General features: G+C 53.5%; 25 protein-coding genes. 8 read left to right on the top strand and 17 right to left on the bottom strand.

Going from position 1 to position 25,123, the window contains the following annotated elements; translation table 11 throughout:
* Positions 1 to 32 precede the first annotated feature (32 nt).
* The 3 genes from NYE92_RS16145 to NYE92_RS16135 form a co-directional block, all read right to left on the bottom strand.
* A complete protein-coding gene (locus tag NYE92_RS16145; RefSeq protein WP_014606929.1) occupies positions 33 to 578 on the bottom strand; it encodes a YfaZ family outer membrane protein in 546 nt (181 codons plus the stop codon).
* Positions 579 to 761: 183 nt separating this feature from the next.
* A complete protein-coding gene (locus NYE92_RS16140; protein ID WP_013024188.1) occupies positions 762 to 1,457 on the bottom strand; it encodes an LrgB family protein in 696 nt (231 codons plus the stop codon).
* Complete coding sequence (locus tag NYE92_RS16135; protein WP_015701251.1) at positions 1,450 to 1,881, bottom strand: CidA/LrgA family protein; 432 nt, start codon at positions 1,879 to 1,881, stop codon at positions 1,450 to 1,452. Before NYE92_RS16135 ends, NYE92_RS16140 begins: the two co-directional genes overlap by 8 nt.
* A 97-nt stretch (positions 1,882 to 1,978) precedes the next feature.
* On the opposite strand from NYE92_RS16135, the gene NYE92_RS16130 reads away from it, so the two are divergent.
* On the top strand, positions 1,979 to 2,881 hold the full coding sequence (locus tag NYE92_RS16130) for a LysR family transcriptional regulator (protein ID WP_013024186.1): 903 nt from the start codon (positions 1,979 to 1,981) through the stop codon (positions 2,879 to 2,881).
* Between the two features lie 64 nt (positions 2,882 to 2,945).
* On the opposite strand, the gene NYE92_RS16125 is transcribed toward NYE92_RS16130, so the two are convergent.
* From NYE92_RS16125 to soxR, 4 genes are all read right to left on the bottom strand, one after another.
* Complete coding sequence (locus NYE92_RS16125; protein ID WP_105079521.1) at positions 2,946 to 4,598, bottom strand: Na+/H+ antiporter; 1,653 nt, start codon at positions 4,596 to 4,598, stop codon at positions 2,946 to 2,948.
* A gap of 144 nt (positions 4,599 to 4,742) precedes the next feature.
* Positions 4,743 to 6,092, bottom strand: coding sequence for an NCS2 family permease (locus NYE92_RS16120; RefSeq protein WP_105079520.1), 1,350 nt, complete (start codon positions 6,090 to 6,092; stop codon positions 4,743 to 4,745).
* Between the two features lie 337 nt (positions 6,093 to 6,429).
* Positions 6,430 to 7,095, bottom strand: a complete 666-nt coding sequence (locus NYE92_RS16115; RefSeq protein ID WP_015701255.1) for a glutathione S-transferase family protein — start codon at positions 7,093 to 7,095, stop codon at positions 6,430 to 6,432.
* 39 nt (positions 7,096 to 7,134) lie between these two features.
* Positions 7,135 to 7,620, bottom strand: coding sequence for a redox-sensitive transcriptional activator SoxR (gene soxR / locus NYE92_RS16110; RefSeq protein WP_013024182.1), 486 nt, complete (start codon positions 7,618 to 7,620; stop codon positions 7,135 to 7,137).
* A 164-nt stretch (positions 7,621 to 7,784) separates the two neighbouring features.
* Here soxR and soxS point away from each other — a divergent pair, with 164 nt between their 5' ends.
* Positions 7,785 to 8,210 carry a superoxide response transcriptional regulator SoxS gene (gene soxS, locus NYE92_RS16105; protein WP_013024181.1) on the top strand — a complete coding sequence of 142 codons (426 nt, stop codon included), beginning with the start codon at positions 7,785 to 7,787 and terminating at the stop codon, positions 8,208 to 8,210.
* A gap of 245 nt (positions 8,211 to 8,455) precedes the next feature.
* Entirely contained in the window at positions 8,456 to 8,737 is a 282-nt protein-coding gene (locus NYE92_RS16100; RefSeq protein WP_014606931.1) for a YjcB family protein, read from the top strand.
* Positions 8,738 to 8,789: 52 nt separating this feature from the next.
* Here NYE92_RS16100 and NYE92_RS16095 read toward each other — a convergent pair whose 3' ends face one another.
* Positions 8,790 to 9,740, bottom strand: a complete 951-nt coding sequence (locus NYE92_RS16095; RefSeq protein WP_041457442.1) for an ATP-grasp fold amidoligase family protein — start codon at positions 9,738 to 9,740, stop codon at positions 8,790 to 8,792.
* 8 nt (positions 9,741 to 9,748) lie between these two features.
* On the bottom strand, positions 9,749 to 11,005 hold the full coding sequence (locus NYE92_RS16090; protein WP_105079519.1) for a polysaccharide biosynthesis C-terminal domain-containing protein: 1,257 nt from the start codon (positions 11,003 to 11,005) through the stop codon (positions 9,749 to 9,751).
* A 522-nt stretch (positions 11,006 to 11,527) separates the two neighbouring features.
* Between NYE92_RS16090 and NYE92_RS16085 the strand changes: the two genes are divergently transcribed.
* Complete coding sequence (locus tag NYE92_RS16085) at positions 11,528 to 11,923, top strand: transposase (protein WP_014606933.1); 396 nt, start codon at positions 11,528 to 11,530, stop codon at positions 11,921 to 11,923.
* Between the two features lie 1,496 nt (positions 11,924 to 13,419).
* Here the strand turns inward: NYE92_RS16085 and NYE92_RS16080 are convergent.
* Positions 13,420 to 14,244 (bottom strand): AraC family transcriptional regulator, encoded by an 825-nt coding sequence (locus NYE92_RS16080; RefSeq protein WP_126843279.1) that lies wholly within the window; start codon positions 14,242 to 14,244, stop codon positions 13,420 to 13,422.
* A 114-nt stretch (positions 14,245 to 14,358) separates the two neighbouring features.
* Here NYE92_RS16080 and NYE92_RS16075 point away from each other — a divergent pair, with 114 nt between their 5' ends.
* The gene (locus tag NYE92_RS16075) at positions 14,359 to 14,877 is read left to right on the top strand and encodes an isochorismatase family protein (protein ID WP_105079517.1); all 519 of its coding nucleotides are present in this window, start codon (positions 14,359 to 14,361) and stop codon (positions 14,875 to 14,877) included.
* A 75-nt stretch (positions 14,878 to 14,952) separates the two neighbouring features.
* The gene (locus tag NYE92_RS16070) at positions 14,953 to 15,546 is read left to right on the top strand and encodes a DUF1349 domain-containing protein (protein WP_014606936.1); all 594 of its coding nucleotides are present in this window, start codon (positions 14,953 to 14,955) and stop codon (positions 15,544 to 15,546) included.
* Between the two features lie 94 nt (positions 15,547 to 15,640).
* On the opposite strand, the gene ssb1 is transcribed toward NYE92_RS16070, so the two are convergent.
* Positions 15,641 to 16,186: a single-stranded DNA-binding protein SSB1 gene (gene ssb1, locus NYE92_RS16065; protein WP_013024173.1), complete on the bottom strand. Its 546-nt coding sequence runs from the start codon at positions 16,184 to 16,186 to the stop codon at positions 15,641 to 15,643.
* Between the two features lie 222 nt (positions 16,187 to 16,408).
* Here ssb1 and uvrA point away from each other — a divergent pair, with 222 nt between their 5' ends.
* Positions 16,409 to 19,237: an excinuclease ABC subunit UvrA gene (uvrA, locus tag NYE92_RS16060; RefSeq protein ID WP_259019147.1), complete on the top strand. Its 2,829-nt coding sequence runs from the start codon at positions 16,409 to 16,411 to the stop codon at positions 19,235 to 19,237.
* Positions 19,238 to 19,459: 222 nt separating this feature from the next.
* Here the strand turns inward: uvrA and NYE92_RS16055 are convergent, their stop codons facing one another.
* The gene (locus NYE92_RS16055) at positions 19,460 to 19,705 is read right to left on the bottom strand and encodes a TIGR04076 family protein (RefSeq protein WP_072136298.1); all 246 of its coding nucleotides are present in this window, start codon (positions 19,703 to 19,705) and stop codon (positions 19,460 to 19,462) included.
* Positions 19,706 to 20,517: 812 nt separating this feature from the next.
* Between NYE92_RS16055 and NYE92_RS16050 the strand changes: the two genes are divergently transcribed.
* Entirely contained in the window at positions 20,518 to 21,582 is a 1,065-nt protein-coding gene (locus NYE92_RS16050) for an NAD(P)-dependent alcohol dehydrogenase (protein ID WP_014595065.1), read from the top strand.
* A 38-nt stretch (positions 21,583 to 21,620) separates the two neighbouring features.
* Here the strand turns inward: NYE92_RS16050 and NYE92_RS16045 are convergent, their stop codons facing one another.
* The 5 genes from NYE92_RS16045 to NYE92_RS16025 form a co-directional block, all read right to left on the bottom strand.
* Complete coding sequence (locus NYE92_RS16045) at positions 21,621 to 21,944, bottom strand: MmcQ/YjbR family DNA-binding protein (RefSeq protein WP_014606938.1); 324 nt, start codon at positions 21,942 to 21,944, stop codon at positions 21,621 to 21,623.
* Positions 21,945 to 21,946: 2 nt separating this feature from the next.
* On the bottom strand, positions 21,947 to 22,363 hold the full coding sequence (locus tag NYE92_RS16040; protein WP_014606939.1) for a secondary thiamine-phosphate synthase enzyme YjbQ: 417 nt from the start codon (positions 22,361 to 22,363) through the stop codon (positions 21,947 to 21,949).
* A gap of 125 nt (positions 22,364 to 22,488) precedes the next feature.
* Entirely contained in the window at positions 22,489 to 23,682 is a 1,194-nt protein-coding gene (locus NYE92_RS16035) for an amino acid aminotransferase (protein ID WP_024471455.1), read from the bottom strand.
* A gap of 41 nt (positions 23,683 to 23,723) precedes the next feature.
* Positions 23,724 to 24,338 carry a YitT family protein gene (locus tag NYE92_RS16030; RefSeq protein WP_259019146.1) on the bottom strand — a complete coding sequence of 205 codons (615 nt, stop codon included), beginning with the start codon at positions 24,336 to 24,338 and terminating at the stop codon, positions 23,724 to 23,726.
* Positions 24,339 to 24,532: 194 nt separating this feature from the next.
* Positions 24,533 to 25,024: an Lrp/AsnC family transcriptional regulator gene (locus tag NYE92_RS16025; protein WP_013024165.1), complete on the bottom strand. Its 492-nt coding sequence runs from the start codon at positions 25,022 to 25,024 to the stop codon at positions 24,533 to 24,535.
* Positions 25,025 to 25,123 lie beyond the last annotated feature (99 nt).

Raw genomic sequence — 25,123 nt, 5'->3', positions numbered from 1 at the left:
GCGAGGCCCCTGCCCTTTTTCTCAGGCCACTATCAGAAGCGCAGTGATGCACCCACGTATGGACCATCGACCAGGACGTTGTCTTTACGACCGCCTTTATTATTCAGCTCGATATACTGATAACCCACGCGCAGGTTAAGCAGAGAGACCGGCGTAAAGCTCACACCACCACTCGCTTCCTGGTAGCTGTCAAGATGATCGGTAAGGCCTTCCGGCGCATAATAATACTGGCCGTACAGGCCCCACATGCTGTTGAAGTTGTACTGCGCGCTGCCGCCCAGCGCCACCGCAAATCCGTCTTTCCCGTCTTCAGGATGGGTAAAAATCGCCTTTGCGGTTGGCGCCAGTCGCAGATCGCCAAAATCGACGTTGTAGCCCAGGCCAGCGCCGTAAGTGCTGCCGTCATGATCGCTACGCAACCAGTTGCCGTTCAGGAACAGGCCTGGTGAGGTCGTGCCCAAACCGACATTCAGGTTGGTGCTGTGCTCGCCAACATCGACGCTGCCCTCGATGGCCTGCGCGGCGCCGCTCAGCATAATGAAGCTCAGAGCGCTTCCGGTAACAAGTTGCTTAAACATGATTCTCTCCATGATGGGTCAAATAATTCCGCATCAAGGGTAGCAGTCTGAAACGAGGTGACAACTAAATTTGGAAAGCTTTACGTAAAAAGAGATGTCATTTTGTGCCAAAACGGACAACGCGCTGTAAGTTAAGCGGAAAAGAGCGGATGACAGGCGCATTCAGGCCTGTCATCACCCGGCTCAGTGTGCCCACATCAGGTGCCCGATGAACGGCGCCAGTATGACGGTTACTACACCAGACAGCATCATCACCAGGCTAGATACCACGCCTTCCTGCTGCCCCAGTTGATAAGCGCGTGCCGTACCGGCACCGTGCGAAGCGGCACCGAATCCGGCCCCTTTCGCCACGCCCTGTTTGATGGCGATGCGCAGGAACAGCACATCCCCTACCGCCATGCCAAATACGCCTGTCACAACCACAAACAGTGCCACCAGATCGGGCTGCGCACCCATGGGTTTGGCCGCCGCCAGCGCAAAGGGCGTAGTAATGGAGCGCACGGCCAGACTTCGCTGAATAGTTTCCGGTAAATTCAGTAAGCGCGCCAGCCAGACGGAACTGCATACCGAGACTGTTGTGGCGGTTAACACACCGGCACTCAGCGATAACCAGTGGCGTTTAATCACCGCCAGATTTTCATAGACCGGCACCGCAAAGGCCAACGTCGCGGGGCCCAACAGCCACAGTAGCCAGTGGCTTTCCGCAATATAGTTTTGCCAGCTGATATGGGTCAGCAGCAGCAGCGCCACCAGAATGAGCGGCGTCATGATCAGCGGCATCAGTAACAGTGTTGGCCAGCGGCGATACAGCCGTTTATTCAGGTAATAAATCAATAGCGTGACGGCCGCACACAGCAGGCTGATAAACAGATTACGCATCGTCGCCGCCCTGCTTACGCGCGGCCCGCGCGACCTCGAAGCGGTACAGGCGATCCACCACCAGGGCGGTCGTTGCCAGCACCAGTAGCGTACTGACCGCAATCACCACAAAAATCCGCCAGCCATCAATCTGCAACAGATCAGCGTAATTCACCACCGCCACCACTGCCGGGATAAAAAACAGCAGCATCTCTGCCAGCAGCCAGCTGGCACCGACTTTCACCCAGCGCAGCGGTAAAACGCGTAGCGCAATCAGCATTAACATCAGCAGCATGCCGACAATGTTGGCCGGCAGCGGCAGATGCAGCCAGTTCACCAGCTGCTCGCTGGCGACGAATACCGAGATAAACAGCGCCAGCTGTAGCGGTAAGCTGAGCCGTTGCAGCCTGTCGAGGTTAAGGCGCGGCAATGCCAGGGCCATCATTTTTCTCCCATATCGTTAATGCGCTCAGTATAGAATCACGAGGTACTGTGAAAAAAATGAATTAAAATTATTAAAATCATGCCAGAAAGGAATAGTTATGGACGTTCGTGCGTTGCGTTACTTTACCGAAGTGGTACGTCAGCAGAGTTTTACCCGGGCCGCGCAAAAGCTGTTTGTGACGCAGCCGACGATCAGCAAAATGGTGCGTCAGCTGGAAGAGGAGCTGGACTGCGCGCTACTGCTTCGCGATGGACGTCGCCTACATCTCACGGACAGCGGACAAGCCGTTTATCAACGCGGACTGGCTATTTTGCAGGAGTTCCATCAGCTTGAGGCAGAGATAGGCGATATCAATCAGTTGAAAACCGGCAAGCTGCGGCTCGGTATTCCCCCAATGGTCGGCATGCAGATCGCTGGTTCGGTTTCGGCGTTTCGTCGCCGGTATCCGGGCGTGGAACTCAGCATTGCTGAGTTTGGCGGCTTAACGGTTCAGGAGGCGGTGCTGGCAGGCACGCTGGATATTGCCCTGACGGCGCTCCCGGTCGATGCCGAATTACCCCTGGAAACGTTATCGCTGATGCAGCATCCGTTATGTGTCTTACTGCCCCGTCAGGAACCCTGGCTGCAACGCACCCAGCTCAGCCTGCGCGATTTGGCTCCGCATCCTTTGCTGATCTTTAATGAAGAGTTTTCGCTGAACCGCCAGTTAATGAAAGCTTTTCAGCGTCAGGAGATAACCCCTACCATTGCCGTGCGTAGCGGGCAGTGGGATTTTCTGGCCGCCATGGTGCAGGCCGGGATGGGGCTGGCAATTTTGCCGGAGCCGATATGCCAGCGGTTAGATAAACAGTCGTTACTGTGGCTGCCGCTGGAATCCGAGCTTCAGTGGCATCTGGGGCTGATCTGGCGGGAAGGCAGCTATCTGTCACGCAGCGCGCAGGCGTGGATTGCGTGTTGCCGCGAACACTGGCCCGATCAGGCGCCGCGCCTCTCCGTCTAGTGCGGCAGCCCGCCCGGCCGTCGCAGAACGCAGGTGACCGGGCGGGCGCGGCGCAACAGGGAGTTTACTCTTCTTTCTCGATCAGAAGCGCTTCCAGCAGGTCCAGATCGTGCAACAATTTTTGCATCGTTTCGTTGGATATCTGCTGGGTGGCACGCAGGTGATACACTTCGGCACGTTCGGCACGCAGTGCGTTCAAACGGAAGCGACGTTCCAGGTTCTCGGCAAACAGCGCGTGCTCGAGGTCGTTTTTCCCCTCCGCACGGCGACGCAGGTTGCCGATGACACGCAGGCTGACCTCTTTCAGCAGCTCAGGATCGATATTTTCGTCGGTTTCCTTTTCGAGCCGTGCCTCCATCTTTTGCAGACTATCGATAGCCACACCGGCCATCACCGCTCTTGCATGCTGAAGTTCGTGCCGATGGGCACTCTTATCCATCGTCTCGACGCCGCGCAGCAGCACCGGCAGAACAATGACGCCAACCAGTAACGAGAACAGAATCACGCCGGTTGCGATAAACACCAGCTCATAGCGCGCCGGGAAAGGATTGCCGTTGCTCAGGAACAGGGGAATCGACAGGACACCCGCCAGGGTGATGGCCCCGCGCACGCCCGCAAAAGAGGCAATCAGCAGTTCGCGCAAAGAGTAGCTGGAGAAAACTAACGGCTTGTTTTTTAACAGGCGCTTGCTGAAACGCTGCATGATCCACAGCCAGCCGAAACGCACCACCATTAACGCCGCATAGACCAATGCGATATCTGCAAAGATCATCCAGATATCCACGTTGGGATCCGCGTTCGCCTGTTGAATGGAATTTTCCAGGATAGAGGGCAATTGCAGGCCCAGCATCAGGAACACCATGCCGTTAAACACAAACTCCAGCATGTGCCAGACGCTGTTGGCGCGCAGTCGCATGGTCAGCGGGGCCTGACGGATAATACCGGAGCGCGTGATGGTCATCCCGGCCGCGACGGCGGCTAAAATGCCGGAAACGCCCAGGTGTTCTGCAATCAGATAAGAGGCAAACGGCAGCAGCAGCAGCAGGACAATCTGTGTGGCAGCATCGTCCCCACCGCTCCAGCGGTTCAGGACACGCAGTGACTTACCGTAGAGCCAGCAGACCGCAACACCGGCAATTAAGCCGCCGACCGCCACTTTCAGGAATTCGACGCTGGCACCGCCCCAACTAAACACCATGGTGCCCATCGCCACCGCGACGGCAAATTTCAGTGAAACCAGGCCAGAGGCATCGTTCATCAAGGCTTCGCCCTGAAGTATTCCCATAATTTTCTTAGGAATGCGGCCTTCGCCGACAATGCCTGAAAGCGCCACGGCATCGGTAGGTGATAACACTGCCGCCAGGGCGAAAGCAGGGATAAGAGGAATACCGGGAACCGTCCAGTAAATCAGATAGCCAATTCCGACGACGGTAATCAGCACCAGCACCAGCGCCAGGCCAAGAATTTCCCGCCCGTAATGCAGAAACTCGCTAACCGGCGTTTTCCAGCCGTCAGCAAATAACAGCGGCGGAATAAATAAGACGAGGAACAGTTCCGGATCAAAATCCACATGCAGGCCGAAGTTAGGCCAGGCCAGTAGCGCACCGACGGCGATCTGCACCAGCGGTAGCGGGATTTGAAAAGGCAAGATACGTGCGGCGACCCCGGAGAGCGACACCACCAGTGTCATAATTAAAATAGTAAAAAAGATTTCCATGCTTTCCTTAGGCGGTTGTTATCTTCGAATCAACTATAAGTTAAAAGTGTAAAACAAACTGGCCAGGGCAGGAAAAGCAAGCCGTGCTTAAAAGACCAAAAAGCGGATAATTCCGGACGCTCCGCTGAACGTCCGGTTTGACAGTCAGATCGCCCAGCCTCCGGCATAAAAGGCGACTAACGCGGCGGCAATCACGACAGTGCCCACGTTGAGCTTACGCCACTCGCCCGCAAACATACGGCCCACCACCAGAGTGGCGAACCCCATCATAATGCCGGTAACGATGTTACAGGTCAGCACGATAATCACCGCCGTGAGCAGGCCGGACATGGCATCAACGAAGTCACCGAAATCGATCTTGGCCACGTTGCTCAGCATCAACAGGCCGACATACATCAACGCTGGCGCGGTGGCGTAAGCCGGCACCAGGTATGCGATCGGCGACATGAACAGAATGACCAGGAACAGGAGACCCACAACGATCGCCGTCAGGCCGGTTTTACCGCCCGCCGCCGTACCGGCGGCAGACTCAATGTAGACTGCCGCAGGCGAAGCACCGACAAGGCCGGCAAACAGGCTACTGACGGAATCCGTGGTCAGCGCCCGACCACCGTTGATGATCTGCCCGTCTTTATCCAGCAGATTGGCCTGGCCCGCAACCGCGCGGATCGTGCCGGTGGCATCAAAGACCGCCGTCATCACTAGCGCCAGCACGCTGGGCAGCACCGCAGGCTGCAAGGCGCCCATGATGTCCAGGCTAAAGAGCTGTGACTCACCCTGCGCATCACGCAGGCTGGGCAGGGCAAACAGTCCCTGCCAGCGCACGGCCGGGTCGAACACCAGCCCCAGAGCAGAAATCGCGATAACGGTCAGTAAAATACCGCCAGGCACGCGGCGTTTTTCCAGGCCAAAAATGGCGGCCAGCCCCAGCAATGACATCATGACGGGGAACGACGTAAACTGGCCCAGGGCAACGGGTAACCCTGAGGCCGGATTTCTGACGACCAGTCCCACGTTGTCTGCCGCAATCAGCAGCAAAAACAGACCAATGCCGACGCCCGTTCCGTGCGCAACCCCCATTGGCAGATTGCGTAAGATCCAGGCGCGAATCCCGGTGGTGGAAATCAGGGTAAAGAGCAGGCCCATCAGGAACACGGCACCCAGCGCCACGGGTACGCTAATGTGCTGACCCAGCACAAGGCTGAAAGCGGTAAACGCCGTCAGTGAGATAGCACAGCCAATTGCCATGGGTAAATTCGCCCACAGCCCCATGATGATCGATCCCACGCTCGCCACCAGACAGGTCGCAACGAACACCGCCGTGGGTGAAAATCCCGCCTTACTGAGCATGCCGGGCACCACGATCACTGAATAAACCATGGCGAGGAACGTAGTCAGCCCGGCGACAATTTCCTGTCGCACGCTGCTGCCACGGGCCGAGATGGCGAACCAGGCATCCAGCTTTCCACCGGACGGGCGTGATTCAATTGACATAGTTGAGCCTCAAAAATTGTTGTAGTGGGATCGTGCGGTAACGGCCCTGACGTCCCTGGAAACCTGTCATCGCCAGCGGGTAGCCGGCAAAAGGCAAACGTTTACTTCGCCGCACAGAACGGGACGTCACGCTGCCCCGTTTAAAGGGGGCAGATTATCCGGCGTTTAACCGCCGTTTTTCAACCGCTGAGTGAGGATTGGTGACTATAAAGATCAGGTTGATAACATCAGGAATGCTCTTGATACCATCATTTAACATTCTGTCCGTCAGGATAAGGCGTCAATCACGAGAAGGCAGGCAAGAATGACGCCGGTCGGCGTCATCGGGCAACGTGCATCAGCCAGAAAGGTTAATCTCACCGCCTTGTTGAATAGCGCGCTGCCAGGCCGCGCGCTGTTGCACGGTCGTTAACCATCTTTGCGTAGCGGGGGCATCTTTCAGTCCGGCGCGCTGGCTCAGCGCCAGAATAGGGAAACTCATCTGCACATCCGCAATGCTGAAGCGCTGACCCGCGAACCACGGCTGTGTTGAAAGGTGAGCTTCAATGACCTGCTTGTGCAATTTGAGTTGTTTATCCAGCCAGGCTTTCTGAACGCCTTTGCCCAGCGCCGCGCCCACGGGGCGAAGCAACCAGGGCACCGGCGCGCTGCCAAGGCGGCCAAAAACCAGCTTCATCACCAGCAGCGGCATCAGTGAACCTTCCGCATAGTGCAGCCAGTAACGCGCCTGTAGCTGCGCCTCTTCATCAGTGAGCTGCAGCCGTTTTTCGCTGTCGTATCTTTCTTCCAGATACTCAAGGATGGCACCGGACTCGGCCACCACGCGATTGCCATCGGTGATCACGGGCGACTTCCCTAACGGATGCACTTTTTTTAAAGCGTCCGGCGCCAGCATCGTGGGTTCGCGCTGGTAGCGCTTGACCTGGTAAGGCACTTCCAGCTCTTCCAGCATCCACAGCACCCGGTGAGAGCGCGATTGTTCAAGATGGTGAACGGTGATCATCATGGTTCCCTGTGAGTGAATATGCTGCAAGTATAGACGTCACCTTGTCTTATGCAGGGAACCATCCTGCTCAGGATCGAGCAATACCGCGCCAGAGCCCTGCTGGCCCAGCAGGTCGCCAGGGTTGCGCAGCGGGCAGTCACGCATTGATAAACACCCACAGCCAATGCAGCCATCCAGATCGTTACGCAGGCGCGTCAGCGTTTCGATGCGCTTATCCAGTTCGTCGCGCCAGTGCTGCGTCAGATTGCCCCATTCCTGAGCAGACATCCGCTTATCTGCCGGCATGTTCTCAAGACTGTCACTGACGCTGGCGAGCGGAATACCAATGCGCTGTGCAATTTTAATAATGGCCACCCGTCGCAGCACATCACGGCTGTAACGCCGCTGGTTTCCGCTATTGCGGGTGCTGAAAATCAGCCCTTTGCTTTCATAAAAGTGCAGTGCAGAAACGGCGACGCCGCTTCGGCGCGCCACTTCGCCCGGTGTCAGCACGGGTTTTGGGTAATTGCGATCTTTTTTCATTTGGCACTTTACCTCAAGTTAACTTGAGGAATTATACTCTTTTCCCATCAGAACGACACCTTCCCTTATGATGTCATGCGCCAGCGGGCGGACCCGGTTTTATCGCCGAAAGCCTGTCAATTCCGCATGAACGCTAAGGGGAAATTCACCAGAAGGATGAGGCCATGATACAAGAAGAGATCATTCATTCACTGACGCACTGGATTGACCAAAACCTGGATAAGAGCCTGTCAATTGACGAAGTCGCCGCCAAATCAGGCTATTCGAAATGGCATCTGCAACGTATGTTCCGTAGCGTGACGAAACAGACGTTGGGTGGCTATATTCGCGAACGCCGCCTGACGCTGGCCGCTGAAGCGCTGCGACAAACGCAGCGGCCGGTGTTTGATATTGCGATGCAATATGGCTATGACTCGCAACAGACATTCTCACGCGTTTTTCGTCGCCAGTTTTCACAAACGCCCACGGCTTATCGCCACGCGATGCGCCGCCAGGCCATCCAGCGTCCGCGTTTGATGCGCTTTGACTGCAGCGACACGATGACCAGCTTTACCCAGCGGACAACGGGAGAATGCTGTCCGGTTAGCTGACGCGCTCCGTGCGCCTGCCCAGGCGCACGCCGCATTTAGTGCCCCAACCTTGTCGTAAGCGCCCTCTTTTTCTGCTGCCAGATCAGACAAATTTTGTACAAAAATCAGAAATCGGATGATATAGTGTGACCCACATCACATTATGACACTTGTTGCCGACGAAAGAGCCCGACCTGACAGACTTTTCCGCCGACGTGATGTTCGCAGACAGTCAGGCGTAATCTCCGATTTTGAGGTCAAAATTGATGGCGACTTTAACCACCAGTTTTCTTGTTATGCGCTGGGAATTGCTTAGCGCGATAATGATGTTCTTTGCCAGCACGCTAAAAACCCGTCTCCGCCAGGACAGTCATCACGTCATGGCGTTTCTCTGTGGCAGCGTAGGCGTTGGGATGTCGTGCTGGTTCGTGACCGGCTTGATGGGCATCACGTTGAGTATGGAAAACGTGCACCATTTCTTTAGCGTCTCTAAAGATGTCTTTATCGACGTGATGAGTCGAGCGCCCGCTAACTGGCAAATGCCCTGATAAACCCATAAAAAACCCCGCAAAGCGGGGTTTTTTATATTGCTGTGTAGCGTCAAATTTTCTTCAACATAACAGGAATGGCAACGTCCTGTATTTCTACGTCCGGCCTCTGCGTTCCGCGACGATCCTGAATCCACATTTCACCCATCATCTTATCCAGCCCGCCATCCAGACCCGTCACCATGCCTGCGCCTGGCGTGAACGTCAGCTCGCCAAAATAAATGTGTTCATCATGGATATACCAGTCAACACGGACATAGTCGAAGTCGCTGGCCAGCGTTTTGCTTAACGCCAGGGCCTGTTGTAACGATGGCATCACCGTCGAAACGTCCAGCCCGGTATCGCGAATTTTATGGAACGCCTCACTCAGGTTGTTCACATAAAAATTCATTGAGAGCTGAGGCTGACAGCGGTTGTAAATGACCTGAAGCACATACTCAAAGTTGCCATCGCGCTTATTAAACATGTGGAACTTGTAGTCAACCGGGGCACTTTTGCCATCACCGATGTATTGCTCAACCAGAATACGTGGCTTGATGTAGCGATAGTGAATCTCACGCGCTTCGTTGGCGAAGTCAGTCTTTAACCACGTGTAGCAGTTATGAATGATTTGCTGCTTCCGGAGTGCGTTAGGTTCCTCCAGCACGATCTCGACCATGTTTGACGCATGATTCGGTTTGATCACCGTTCCCTTCCAACGCGTCAGATTGTTCAACGTGGTGGGATCGGTCGTGTCATGAAGCAGCGGTATCAGATATTCATTGCCGATCTTCTCAGCAATAAACTCACGCACCGAAAACTTGTCAGACAGGCGGGCATAGAGCTGATAGTCACCATGAATGAACTTGCGATACAGCACTTTTTCATTGAACACCTTGGGCTCACGCAGGTTGGGGAGCCTTCTGAACTTACGGAAATAATAAATCCGGTCCTGATAAGTCCAGGGCATCTTCTTGATGAAGTATTGCAAACTTCTTCTGAGCTCGTGTTTTAACTTGAGCATATTTGACCTCATTTGTAGGTTTTGTAGTTGAGTGAGGAAACCTGGATTTTTTGAATCACGCCGTGTTTAAAGAAATAATTCATGACGGTCAGGGACAGGAGCTCTGATAGAAAAACGCTCCATGCGGCTCCTGTAATGCCATAGCCCTGAATCAGCCACCAGGAAAGCGGCATACTGATGATCACCAGACAAATGATTTTCTTCAGTAAATAATCAAAGCCCCCTTCCTTTACCATGTAGCGATACGCGACGGTGCCCAGCGCCGAAAAGCTGGTCGCTATCGACAGCAGGGTGATGAGATTGCCTGACTGGGTAAACGCTGGGCCATACAGCGCGATGATTATCTGTTCACCGAACAGTGCGACGATCAGCAACATCAGCAAAGACACGGCCATCACGTAGCCATGGAGCCGCGCCGTCAGCCTGATCGCTTCCTCACCGCGCGCGCGAAAAATTTCGCTAAAGCACGAGGTGATGAGTGCGACGGGAATAAAAATCCACGAGGCGGCGATGGTATTGGCTGCGGCAAACAAGCCAAGCTCCTGGGCCGATGCGATGCCAGCCAAAAACATCTGCGCGGCTTTTACCTGGACAGAGATAAAAATGCTGGAAATCGCCAGAGGCAATCCGGCATACATCAGGTAACGCAAATACAGTGTTCGCGTCTCGCGCGGCGGAAGCTGGTCCTGATGTGCCTGATAAAAGGTGTAACGTTTGATGGCGTAAGGCACCAGCGTGACCGTGATAACCGAAAGCGTTAGCCACAATGGATTGAGACGCAGCCAGGCAATGATAAAGCTCAGGGCAAAACTCATCAGCATGCCAATCGCATTCGCCACGGTATTCAGCTTTGACGCCAATCGTGCATTGTTGTAAACGCTAAAGGTGTCCTGTGTGACAAAAACAGACGCAACAAAAGAGGCCAGTGCAAATGCCAGGAAGTTCTCCTGCATGTTGTACCAAACCCAAATTAATACTGGCCCTGAGGTGAGAAGTAATAAACCCATGCGCAACGTGCGTGCGATGCGCATTAAACGTAAACCTTTGGCCGCATTTTTGCTGACACGTTTAAACAAAATTGTTTCAGTGCCAAAGAGGGCTATGGTTTGCACCATAGCAAATAATGACGTTGAAAATGCCATCTGACCAAATAGGGTCGGACCGAAGGATTTTGCCACATATGACGTCACGAAAATGACGCCAAAGACGGAGATAATCTTTTCAGACATCATCCAGGCGGCATTAGACATTACGCTCAATTTCATCGACTGTTCCTTAGTATTACTCTACATCTACCACTTCGGTGCCCATCCCTGGGACGAATTAATAAGCGCTTAAATTTCATAGCGAAATTATAAACATCGCGCCAGTCCGGCGCGAAAATGAGAATCCAGTCTTATTTTATCGGGAGAATTCAGGAGAATTCTGATTATATCTGGACCGAATACCCTCTACTGGAAACGATTTCAAATTGAAACCAATAATGTTTCCAAAAACCATCCTCCCTGAATAAAACAGGTCAGGCGGCTTTGAATATCAAATTTACAGTCATTTTTTATCTTTGGGATGCGATGAATTTATATCAAAAACCCCATACCAGGAAGGCGCGACATCCCGATAAGAATAAAATAAGATTTATCCCATGATGATATTTATTCTAAATATCTTAATTTAACCCTCGCAATTTAACGTCCGTATTTAAATACGGCACTCAATGAAATCATACAGTACCAAAGGTTAATAAAGTAATTCTCATCCATTAATTGATAAGAAAGGTAAGAGCATTTATGAGAAAGTCACGATATAGCGAAGATCAAATCACAAATGCCATTAAAGCTTCTGAATCGGGCGTTAAGGTTAAAGAGATTTGTGAAGAGCTGGGCATCTCTGAGGCAACCTTCTACAGCTGGAAGAAGAAGTTCTCTGGGCTATCCTCGGAAGAAGGCAGAAAAATCAAAGAACTGGAAGAAAAAGTACAGTTTCTGACACGCGAACTGCAAGCGCTGAACGCGGATAAGGAAATGCTACAGAGCGTATTGAAGAATTTCTTCACCACCAACGAAAAACGTCAGGCGGTCAACTTCTTACAGAGCACTTTTGATGTAGGAACCCGGCGCAGCTGCCGTTTACTGGATATTAGCCGTAGCGTTTATCATTACCCTGCCGGTTCAGATAACCGCTAATAGTGAGACAACGGCTTTATAATGGCGACATCGCTGAGATTTGTTCTTACCAGAAGAGATGAAGAGCATTTAACAGGACATTTATGGTGGTGCGCTTCGCCCAGTCCGTAATTAATGAATGGATTTGCGGTTACGCTTCCTTTTTTGCGGTAAAATTGATTCACAACAGCAAAAGTCTCTCTATCTACGCCACTTTTATACGCCAAATCTCATTTCGGTGAGATTGGCGCCCCTCTTTTTTTCATTAGCCTCCCTAAAAGAATCGAATATCCACTGGCCTCTTTGTTCAGCAAGGGTAATGTTAAGTCGGTTTATAAAGTGCTTTTTTTAGCCACCGCTGGCCTTGGGAATTTTTTCCAATCTCGCCGCGATCGTTGTCAGCATAAAAAGATAAAAACAGGCCAGAATAATCTCAGATAAACAGTTTATTGATACTTATCACTTTCAGCAGCCAATAGCACATATCCTGTACTATTGATGCCCATCGTTAAACATTAAATAAAAGCGAAGCGGGATGAACGAGCGATTTAATTAGACACTGCTGAAGTAAAGGGTGGTTTTTTATAGGGATTTATCTTAACCAAACGGCAACGCTGCGTGCTGGTTACACATAAAATTTGGCGGCCAGCCTAAACATCAGGCTCACATTCTCCTCTTTTTAGGGCGAATGACGGTCGTGCCCCGGACAAAACTGTCTGTTTTTTGTTCAAAATGCACCCGGCAGCACGTGGTAACGCCCTACGGGGATCACATTTTTTTGCAGAGCGCGCGGCGCATATAACAGATAAAGGCCAGTTACAGGGTGAGAAAAGCGCGATTACCGCGTTATTTTGCCGTGCCTGAGTCAGGCATAATCCGAAAAAGCGTGAATATCACACCGGGTAATTATCAATTATCAGGGGCAAGGCTTATCGAATGTTGATGGCAGTACCGCGTGGCTGAGGTTTAAATCGCATCGTCCAGAACAGGCCAGAAGCCAGGCAAAAAAACAGCGACTAATGTGAAGACAGGTTGCCCGTATTGAGTCCAGACCAATGTCCACAACGGCCCGGCGAGGATGGCAAAAACGGAGGGAGGCCTCATCAACAACAGCGATAAGCGCTGGCTGTGTTCCCTCACAGGAAAGGCGGCATGATTCACATCAGCGGAGCGAAATGAGGCCCCAGTAGCAGGCCAACTGACCACTGTTCAGCACACTCAAATCAGCGCCAGCAGTCGCCTCATAAACGCCTGAGTGGTTATGGGTTTATCTGTTTTTGATAGCGGCCCGACGTGATGCCATAACGACGGGCCATTGCCAGGCCAGCTGGCCACTATTCAGCGCACACAAATCAGCGCCAGCAGTCGCCTCATAAACGCCTGCGTGGTTTTGGGTTTATCTGTTTTTGATAGCGGCCCGGCGTGATGCTATAACGACGGGCTATCGCCAGGCCAACTGGCCACTGTTCAGCGCACACAAATCAGCGCCAGCAGTCGCCTCATAAACGCCTGAGTGGTTATGGGTTTATCTGTTTTTGATAGCGCCCCGGCGTGATGCCATAACGATGGGCAAACGCGCGCGTCAGATGAGCCTGATCCGTTAAGCCCACGGCGGCAGCCACGCTGGCAATGGCCTCACCCTGAGCCAGCTTCTGTTTGGCCTCATACAGTCGGTAAGCCATTAACATTTGCTGAGGCGTAACGTGAAAACGATCTCGGAAGGCCCGTAAAAAGTGCCAGGGCGACAACGAGGCTAACGCGGCCAGCGTCTCCAGTCTGAGCGGTTCAGCCAGATTGGCGCGCAGGTAGTCGCGCACGTCATCGAAACGGTGTCGGGCTTCAGCTTTACGCGGTGAGGACATTCGCGCCAGCGGGCGCATATACAGCAGCAGTTCAGATAATAAACTGTCGCGTGCCAGTGCCGTATCGGCCTGCCACAGCGCCGAGAGGAGTTGCGATAAAGGTTGTGCCAGACGCACATCCGTTCTGAGCGCCTCATCAAACCACCAGCCGCGATCGCCACTGAGTTCGTCCATCAACTGCGGCTGAATATAAATCATCTGATAGCGCCAGCCGTCTTCGCAGGCCGATTCACCGGTATGCAGCTCATCGGGATTCATCATCACCAGCGAATGCGCGGGCGCGATGTACTGCGTACCGCGATAGCGAAAACGTTGTGCTCCCGCCTCAATGGTGCCTATGCCAAACGCTTCGTGCGTATGCGGCTCAAAGGCGTAATGAGAGATGTGCGCCTGATAAAGCTCCACACCTGGCAGGTCTGGCGATTGCTTAAACTGTGCGCGATCTTTTTCACCGGGAAATACGGCTGGAATGCCCTCCACCTCACCTCTCCTTATTCCTGCAACAAGGTCTTCTGCACCGCACCCAAACTGCAGATTGTTATCCTCTGTCGATTAGGTAACACTGCTTCACAGGCACACTCACCGGGAGCAATTATGCAGCGCGTAGTCATGGTCGTTGATATGCAAAATGGCGTGTTTGAATCGCCGCGTTTCGATCGCGCCGGGCGAGTGGCGCAGATCAACCGACTGATCAGACAGGCTGACATTACACTGTTTATTCAGCATCGCGAAGGGAAGATGATTGAGGGCACCCATGCTTTTGCGCTGCTACCCGAAATTGAACAGCCCCAGAATGCGTATTACGTTACCAAAACCGCCTGCGACAGTTTCTGGCAGACAACCCTGGCTTCGCTGCTGGCCACCTTAGCTATCACTGACTTCGTGATTTGTGGCTGTGCCACCGACTACTGTGTTGATACCACGCTCAAAGTCGGAGCAGGCTTAGGGTATCGCATCACCGTGGCCGCCGACGCGCACACCACTGCCGACAGGACCTATGCCAACGCTGAGCAGTTAATTGGTCAGCATAATGAAGTCTGGGCAGCCCTTAGCATGCCCGGTAACGTGCCGCGCGTTGTCGATACCGCCACCCTGCTGGCCGAATGGCACTGAGGCCTGTCCGCTCAACGTGGTTTGATCGGCACACGTCTTCTTAGCCGACTATCCTCAACGCTAAGGCTGTGATTAATGGTTTATTCTGGAGGCGCCGTGCTCGACTCTTTTTCCTGGATCAATGAACCCGCAAGGTGGCAGCATCAGAACGGTATCCTGCACGTGGTTACCGACGAAAAAACGGATTTCTGGCACCAAACCTGGTATGGATTTGAACGCTTTTCCGGGCATATCTTCGCCAGGGCGGTGCAGGAGGATTTTACTTTCCAGGTCAAGATTCGTGCCGACTTTACGACGCTGTACGATCAGGCCGGACTGATGCTGATGCGCGATGCGCAGCACTGGTTGAAAGCGGGCATTGAATATAATGATGGTGCGCCCGCTATCGGCAGCGTCCTGACGCTTGGTCAGTCTGACTGGGCCACGGGCATCTTTCCCGGCGATGCGCGCGCATTCTGGTTGAGGCTGACGCGCAAAGGCGACAGCCTGAGACTGCAGTATTCAACCGACGGGCAATGCTGGCCGCTGCTGCGTTTGTGCCCCTTCCCGCCGGGCCGCGTTAACGTTGGCGTCATGTGCTGCACGCCAGAACGCGCTGGCCTGGCCGTTGCGTTTGAGGACATCTCACTGAGCCCGCCGCTGGATAAGGCACTGCACGACCTGAGCTAAAAGCCAGGCTGTCACCGCGGCAAAATCAAGGCAGAAAAACAAAAAGCCCCGGTAAGGGGCTTTTATATAGTAGAGAAGCGACGCAACGTTGCAATCAGAACGGAATGTCGTCGTCGAAATCCATCGGTGGTTCATTGTTGTTGCTGGCAGGTGCGCTTGGCTGCTGCTGCGGGCGAGACTGCGCGCCACCGCTAAACTGGTTGTTGTTCGCCTGCTGCGGTTGCTGAGGCTGGCCCCAACCGTTGTTGTTGCCCTGGCCGCCGCCTGCTGCTGGCGCGTTACCGCCCTGCTGACGTCCACCCAGCATTTGCATGGTGCCGCCGACGTTAACCACGACTTCGGTGGTGTAACGTTCCTGGCCGCCCTGATCCTGCCATTTACGGGTACGCAGCTGGCCTTCAATATAGACCTGAGAGCCTTTACGCAGGTATTCACCCGCCACTTCCGCCAGCTTGCCAAACAGCACGACACGGTGCCATTCGGTGATTTCTTTGTTTTCACCGGTCTGCTTATCGCGCCAGCTTTCCGACGTAGCCAGCGTAATGTTGGCGACAGCGCCACCATTTGGCATGTAACGTACTTCCGGATCCTGACCCAGATTCCCGACAAGAATCACTTTGTTAACGCCACGACTGGCCATGTTGCTGTCTCCCGATGAATTTTTACGTAAGTCTACGCGATCAATTCTAACACGTCCCGCGCCTGGTTTCCCACTTTAGAGCGGTGTTCCATTTTTATCATCCGTCTTAAAAAGGCAAAAAACTACTGGATATTTGTTCAGTCTATTTTTTGTGCCATAATGATGCGTTTCTTCTGGCCGTGTCGTAGGGCGCGGTGAGTGCTGCTAATCCGGGAAAGGTGAATGGATAAGATCGAAGTTCGTGGTGCCCGCACCCATAATTTGAAAAACATCAACCTGACGATTCCTCGCGACAAACTCATTGTGGTGACGGGCCTGTCAGGTTCCGGTAAGTCCTCTCTGGCGTTTGATACGCTGTATGCGGAAGGTCAGCGCCGCTATGTGGAGTCGCTCTCTGCCTATGCGCGCCAGTTTCTTTCTTTAATGGAGAAACCGGACGTCGATCATATCGAGGGGCTGTCACCGGCGATCTCCATTGAGCAAAAGTCCACCTCGCACAACCCGCGATCCACAGTGGGGACGATCACGGAGATTCACGACTATTTGCGTCTGCTGTTTGCCCGCGTGGGTGAACCGCGCTGTCCGGACCACGACGTGCCGCTGGCGGCACAAACGGTCAGCCAGATGGTCGATCAGGTGCTCGAGCAGCCTGAGGGCCGCCGCCTGATGCTGCTGGCGCCGGTCGTGAAAGATCGTAAAGGCGAACACACCAAAACGCTGGAGAATCTGGCGACGCAGGGCTATATCCGCGCCAGGATTGACGGCGAGGTGTGCGATCTTTCCGATCCGCCCAAGCTGGAACTGCAGAAAAAACACACCATCGAAGTCGTTATCGATCGCTTCAAAGTGCGTGAAGATCTGGCGACGCGCCTTGCCGAGTCGTTTGAAACCGCGCTTGAACTGTCTGGCGGTACGGCAATTGTTGCTGATATGGACGATGCTGATGCGGAAGAACTGCTGTTTTCGGCTAACTTTGCCTGTCCGATTTGTGGATACAGCATGAGTGAGCTGGAACCGCGCCTGTTCTCGTTCAATAACCCCGCCGGGGCCTGCCCAACCTGTGACGGTCTGGGCGTGCAGCAATATTTCGATCCCGATCGCGTGGTGCAAAATGCTGAGCTGTCGCTGGCCGGTGGCGCTATTCGCGGCTGGGATCGTCGTAATTTTTACTATTTCCAGATGCTGCGCTCACTGTCTGAACACCTTAAGTTTGATATTGAAGCGCCATTCAGCAGCCTGCCAGATAACGTTCGCAACGTGATCCTGTATGGATCCGGCAAAGAGAACATTGAGTTTAAATATATTAACGATCGGGGTGATACCTCGATTCGCCGCCATCCGTTCGAAGGCGTGCTGAACAATATGGAGCGCCGTTATAAAGAGACGGAATCCTCCGCAGTACGCGAAGAGCTGGCGAAGTTTATTAGCAACCGGGCCTGCGCCAGCTGCGAAGGCACACGTCTGCGCCGCGAAGCGCGCCACGTGTATATTGAAAACACGACGTTGCCCACTATTTCAGAGATGAGTATTGGGCACGCCATGTCATTTTTTGAAAACCTGAAACTGAGTGGCCAGCGGGCTAAAATCGCCGAGAAAGTGCTGAAAGAGATTGGCGATCGCCTGAGTTTTCTGGTCAACGTCGGCCTGAATTATCTGTCGATGTCGCGCTCTGCTGAAACGCTCTCCGGCGGTGAAGCTCAGCGTATTCGCCTGGCCAGTCAGATCGGTGCCGGCCTGGTCGGCGTTATGTACGTGCTGGATGAACCCTCCATTGGTCTGCATCAGCGTGATAACGAGCGCCTGCTTGGTACGCTGATTCACCTGCGCGATTTGGGTAACACCGTCATTGTGGTCGAGCATGACGAGGATGCGATTCGTGCCGCCGACCACGTTATTGATATCGGCCCTGGCGCTGGAGTGCACGGTGGTACGATTGTCGCGGAAGGAACCGTCGATCAGATTATGGCTGAAGAGGCCTCCCTGACCGGTCAGTTCCTCAGTGGGAAACGCGAAATCGCCGTGCCCGCTGAGCGGGTGAAAGGCGATCCGTCTAAGGTGTTGAAAATTACCGGCGCGCGGGGTAATAACCTTAAGGATGTCACCTTAACCCTGCCTGTCGGCCTGTTTACCTGTATTACCGGCGTATCCGGTTCAGGTAAATCGACGCTCATCAATGATACGCTGTTCCCGATTGCGCAGCGCGCCCTGAACGGCGCAACGATTGCCGAACCGGCACCGTACCGCGACGTAGCTGGACTGGAGCACTTCGATAAAGTTATCGATATCGACCAAAGCCCTATCGGCCGTACGCCGCGCTCCAACCCGGCCACTTATACCGGTATTTTCACGCCGGTACGTGAGCTGTTTGCCGGTGTCCCTGAGTCCCGCTCTCGCGGTTACAATCCCGGCCGCTTCAGCTTTAACGTCCGTGGCGGACGCTGTGAAGCCTGCCAGGGTGACGGCGTCATTAAAGTTGAGATGCACTTTCTGCCGGATATCTATGTGCCGTGCGATCAGTGCAAAGGCAAACGCTATAACCGTGAAACGCTGGAGATTAAATACAAAGGCAAAAGCATTCACGAAGTGCTGGAAATGACCATTGAAGAAGCCCGCGAGTTCTTTGATGCCGTTCCGGCGCTGGCGCGTAAGCTGCAAACGCTGATGGATGTAGGTTTATCCTATATCCGTCTGGGCCAGTCGGCGACGACACTCTCCGGTGGTGAAGCCCAGCGTGTGAAGCTGGCGCGTGAATTGTCGAAACGCGGTACCGGCCAGACGCTGTATATCCTGGATGAACCGACCACCGGGTTACACTTTGCCGATATTCAGCAGTTGCTGGAAGTTCTGCACCAGCTGCGCGATCAGGGCAACACGATTGTGGTGATTGAACACAATCTTGACGTGATTAAAACGGCGGACTGGATTGTCGATCTGGGCCCAGAGGGCGGCAGCGGCGGCGGCGAAATTCTGGTATCAGGTACGCCAGAAACCGTGGCGAACTGCGAGAAATCGCATACCGCGCGCTTCCTGAAGCCCTTGCTGGAAAAATAACAGAACGCCGCAACGGATAACGTTGCGGCGTTCTTTAAATGCACTCATACCTTCATTACGTCAGGCAAGCAAAGCGCGTTGGCGGGCGTTTCTGCCAGGCTCTGGCAAGCACATCAGGCAAAGCGTAAGAAGCAGCCCCCATCTGGCGAGCCCTGACACAAGACGAGACGCTGTATGACCATGCCCCTGATATTACAGGGATATGACAGTGGCTTTTAATTGCTAAAACGGCCTGGCCTCTTCATCCAGCGTTTCGAGCAAAAATGTCACCGGCCGGTACCCGTCATTGCAACACACCACCGCTTTGCCCTGTCTAGACCAGTCATTCCAAAATAATGGCTCGCTGGTATGAGCCAGAGTAAACACGAACTTTTCCATACAACCCCAGGCGTCTTCACAGAGGGCATTGGGTTTGCGAAAGTCAGTAATAAATGTCTCGCCCTCTTGATGCTTAGGACATTTCTCCATTTTCGGATAGCCATCCGCTCAATTAGCGTTGGCTTCAACTCTACCGATAAAACCGTTATTTTTACTTTATGCATGCCCGCACCATTAGCTCGTTCAGGTTCTCTGACGGGCCGGAAATCGCGACTGATTCCGCTGACTATCTACATGTCTGTCCGGCGCCACCATAAAACCATACTTTACGTAATGTTTTTTGACGCGATTTGACCTGCCGGCTCTTCTTCAATCGCCTGTCCGACAACATTCCAGCTTACGGCAACAGAACCTTTCCGGGGATGATAAGCAGCCTTAGTCGTCCAGATGAACGAACGCAATAACAGACACCAGTGAAACTATCCTGCTCGTGTGCCCGGCCGTTGAGAACGCCGGGGATGGCCAGGGATGACCTCATCCTCTGTTTCCGACACGACCTTACTGAACGCCCCGGCAGCGACGTTCACATCGTTGGCCATTTTTCACGGACTGATGTTGTGATCTTCCGGCCAGGCAGGCGTAAACCAGGAGAAGGCCAATGGCGCGTCGCCATCGGCGGTAGCGCTGAGTAATGGTACAGCCGTTTTTCAGGCCACCTTTGAGCGGAGGCGTGACTGACAAGCAGCACGGCTCTGGCAGGCTTTTTTTGATCGCTGTTCTGTTTACCCTGAGAAATGCAGGATCAGGCAAGATTCAGACACGTATAGGCATATACGCTTTTCAATCCCCTGACTATCCTTAATCCGTTCCTCTTTGGTACGCCCCTGGCGTCACCTTCTTGCTGCGCGCTTTACGCTGCGGCGTTGATCAAAAAATCACGACACACCTTAACTGGAGACACCATGAACATTACCCATGCGTATGCTGCTCAGGATGCAAAATCCAAACTGGCACCGTTTGATTTCAAACCGCGTGAGCTTCGTGCTCATGACGTACAGCTTGAAGTGCTGTTCTGTGGCGTTTGTCACTCTGACTTGCATCAGGCACGCAATGAGTGGAAAAACACAATTTTCCCAGTGGTACCGGGACACGAGATTGTCGGTCGCGTTACCGCTGTTGGCCCTGAGACCCAAAAATACAAAGTGGGCGATTTGGTCGGCGTCGGCTGTCTGGTGGATTCCTGCCGTAGCTGTCCGAGCTGTCAGGAAGGGCTGGAGCAGTATTGTGAAAATGGCTTTGTCGGCACCTACAACGGTGAAGATCGCTTAACAGGGGCCATTACCTATGGCGGCTACTCCACCTCAATGGTGGTGGATGAAGACTTTGTACTGCGTATTCCTGCAAATCTTGAACTGGCAGGCGTGGCACCGCTGCTGTGTGCCGGCATTACGACCTATTCGCCGCTGCGCCACTGGAACGTAGGCCCCGGTAAAAAAGTTGGCATCGTCGGTCTGGGCGGCCTGGGTCATATGGGCGTGAAAATTGCGCATGCTATGGGCGCGCATGTCGTGCTGTTCACCACCTCTCCGTCTAAAATCGAAGACGGTAAACGCCTGGGCGCGGACGAAGTGGTGATCTCAAAAGATGCCGACCAGATGGCTCAGCATGCTAACAGCTTTGATTTTATCCTGAATACCGTCGCCGCCCAGCACGACCTCAACCCGTTTATCACCCTGCTGAAGCGCGACGGGAATATGACCCTGGTTGGCGCACCTGAGCACGACCACCCGGCACCACAGGTTTTCAATCTGATCTTTAAACGCCGCAGTATTGCCGGTTCACTGATTGGCGGCATTGCAGAAACCCAGGAAATGCTGGATTTCTGTGGCGAGCATGGCATTACCTCAGATATCGAGCTGATTGCGATGAATCAGATTAACGACGCCTACGAACGTATGCTGAAAAGCGACGTAAAATACCGCTTTGTTATTGATATCAATACGCTGCGTGATGAATCAGCGGCATAACCCTGCCGTTTGCCCTTTCCCACCTCGGGAAAGGGCCGTTATCGTCCGGCATCAGCCTGCTGAAAAGAGGCGTCCACCAGATAATAGATTTGCGAATCTTTTAACGTGCCATCCAGAAACAGCGTATTCCAGTGGGATTTATTCAGGTGTTCACTGGGGAACACATCGCTGTGCTCTTCCCGCATCAGCTCGGCCAGCGCAGGCGTCGACTTTAACGATACCGCTGGACGCCCTTTTACCTCGTGAACCATGGCAAACAGTACGCCGTTGCTTTTGATCTGCGTGGCCTTCCAGTCGCTGTGTACGCTCTGTTCGGCGCCAGGTTTGTTCATGCAATAGGTCAGTAACTCCGAATTATTCATTATCATTCCCCTTGTAAGGTGGCAACGATACGCCGGGCACCGCCGTGAATGCGATGCTCACCCAACCAAATCCCCTGCCAGGTGCCTAATACCAGCTGACCGCGCTGCACGGGCAATGTCAGCGACACGCCGAGACTGGACGATTTAATGTGCGCGGGCATATCGTCACGACCTTCATAGTCATGCTGATAAGGTGCGTCTTCCGGGACGTGGCGCATGAAATGCTGCTCCATATCACGTCGAACCGTAGGATCGCAGTTTTCATTCAACGTCAGTGAGGCTGAAGTATGTTGCAACAGCAAATGCACCAGTCCCGTTCTGATATCACGTAATCCCGTCAACTGCTGCACGATTTCGTCCGTGATCAGATGAAAACCACGAGATTTCGCGCTTAAGACCAACGTTTGTTGATGCCACATAATTTTTTCCCTGAATCTGTCAGACCATTTAAGTGTGCAGAATGTGGCGCAAAGGTAAACCCGAAGCCTGAAAATAAAAAAGCCGCCAGACAATGCTGGCGGCCAGAACCTGTGACGGCCGTAAATTACATGACCGCGGCGAACGCTTCTGCAACCTGGTGAACGTTTTTACTGTTGAGGCCAGCCACGCACATACGACCGCTGCCGACCAGATACACACCAAACTCTTCGCGCAGACGATCCACCTGCTGCGCGCTCAGGCCGGTGTAGCTGAACATGCCGCGTTGCTTTAACAGGTAGTCGAAGCGCTTGCCCGGTAATGCCGTGCTCAGCACCTGTACCAGCGCCTGACGCATATCGATAATACGCAGACGCATCGCTTCCACTTCTGCCAGCCAGTTTGCCTTTAAAGCCGCGTCGTTCAAGACACGTGCCACAACCTGCGCACCAAAATTCGGCGGGCTGGAGTAGTTGCGACGCACGGTCGCTTTTAACTGACCCAGAACTCGGCTGGACTCTTCAGCGCTGTCGCACACGATGGACAACCCACCGACGCGTTCGCCGTAGAGCGAGAAAATTTTCGAGAAGGAGTTGCTGACCAGCGCAGGCAGGCCCGCGGCAGCAACCGCACGCATCGCGTAAGCATCCTCTTCCATTCCGGCACCGAAGCCCTGATAGGCGATATCGAGAAACGGGATCAGTTCCTGCGCTTTCAACACCGCGACGGTTTCGTCCCACTGAGCATTGGTCAGGTCGGCGCCGGTTGGGTTGTGGCAGCACGGATGCAACAGCACGATGCTCTGCTTTGGTAAGGTTTTCAGCGTGTTGAGGAAGGCATCGAAACGGACACCGTTAGTTTCAGGATCGTACCAGGGATAGGTCTTCACCTCAAAACCGGCACCGCTAAAAATGGCAACATGGTTCTCCCAGGTCGGATCGCTAACCCAGACGTTTGACTGCGGAAAATAGCGCTTGAGGAAATCCGCGCCCACTTTCAGCGCGCCCGAACCGCCTAATGTCTGGATGGATGCCACATGGCCCGCTTTTAGCACCGGATGATCGGCACCAAATAACAACGGGGCAATCGCGTTGCGGTAGGTACTCAATCCTTCCATTGGCAGATAAAGCGACGCCTGCTGCGGCTCGGCACGCAACTGTTCCTCAGCATCGGCCACGGCCTGTAGCTGAGGAATGATGCCTTGCTCGTTGTAATAAAGCCCAATACTCAGGTTCACTTTATGCTCGCGCGGGTCCTGTTTAAAGGCTTCCATCAGCGACAAAATAGGGTCGCCAGCATAGGCATCAACGTTTTGGAACACGGTGCAGATCTCCATGGTTGGTCTAGAAATAAAAGGGGCCACTAAACCCTGTACCGCCCGGGGCGATGGTTCATTGCGATAATCACATTAAGCACCACCGCGCCTGCCACAGACGCGAGCAACATTGGCAGGCTGACGACAAAAAGTGACGCCAGCACGACGCAGGTATCTACCGCCATTTGCAGTTTACCGGCGCGGATATCGAAACGATCCTGTAACCACAGCGCCAGAATATTGATTCCACCCAGGCTGGCTTTGTGACGAAACAACACTATAAACCCAATCCCCATGATGATGTTACCGAACAATGCCGCATAAAAAGGATTCAGCGCGGAAAAATGCATAAACAACGGGTGCAGGTGGGTAAAAAGTGATACCAGCCCGACGGCGCTGAAGGTTTTCAGGGTAAATTCCCAGCCCATCCGTTTTACGGCCAGCCAGTAAAACGGGATGTTAATGAGAAAAAAGGCGCTGCCAAAAGACATGGGCGACAGGTAGCTGATTAAAAACGCGAGGCCTGCCGTGCTGCCGGTCAGCGCGCCCGCCTGCTTCAGCATAATCACGCCGAACGACACCATTAACGTGCCGAGCAGAATTGCAAGCGCATCTTCAAGACGAGAGTGGGGAATATGAGCGGGTTGTACAATGTTATCCATGATGCTGTCTCAGTACGGGTAATGACGCACTGATGCAATAACTGCGCCAGCCGGGCTGCGCTGGCAACAGGTTGACAGAAGATCACCGTTCTCGCCCGTCCGGGCGGGTGCTTTCGTGCAATACCGACTTATTTTATGCACAGATAGCGCAAAATCAGGCAGTTTATCGCGTTTAATCTGCACCAAAATGGACATCATGCGCTTTTTTGGCGCGCAGCCGGTTCCGCACTCATCATCAGGCCATTCTCTTTCAGTCTGCCTAGCACGACCGACGTTTTGACATGGGAAACGCTCTGGTGCCCGGCTAAAAGCTGACTGATTAAGGCACTGAGCGAGGCTAAGTCAGCTACCGCGACTTTAAGCAGATAGTCGGCATCGCCGGTGGTTTTATAAGCATCAACAATGGCCTCTTCCCGTTCCACCATTTGATGAAAGCTCTCAACATAGTCTGCAGTATGGTTGATCAGGCGCACTTCGATTAGCCCAACCATGCCAAGACCGACGGCGTCGGGCGACAAACGCGCATGATAGCCAAGAATAAGGTTTGCCTGTTCAAGGTTGATACGGCGGCGTGAGCATTGCGATGCAGAAAGACCCACTAAATCACTGAGTTCCTGATTAGTAAGGCGGCCATTGGATTGTAACAGAGTGAGGATTTTCAGATCGTAATCGTCTACATGAGTCATGCTGTTTCCATCGCGTAAAGTGTTGCTTTACTACAGATAACCCGATTATCTGCAGGCTTGTCCAACACTATTTCGCACGGCGGGGGCCGACATGCACAG

It is taken from the genome of Pantoea sp. B566 (assembly GCF_024793925.1).
Classification (GTDB): Bacteria; Pseudomonadota; Gammaproteobacteria; order Enterobacterales; family Enterobacteriaceae; genus Pantoea; species Pantoea ananatis.
Note: the sequence above shows the minus strand (reverse complement) of the source record. Positions and strands in the feature narration are given on the sequence as shown.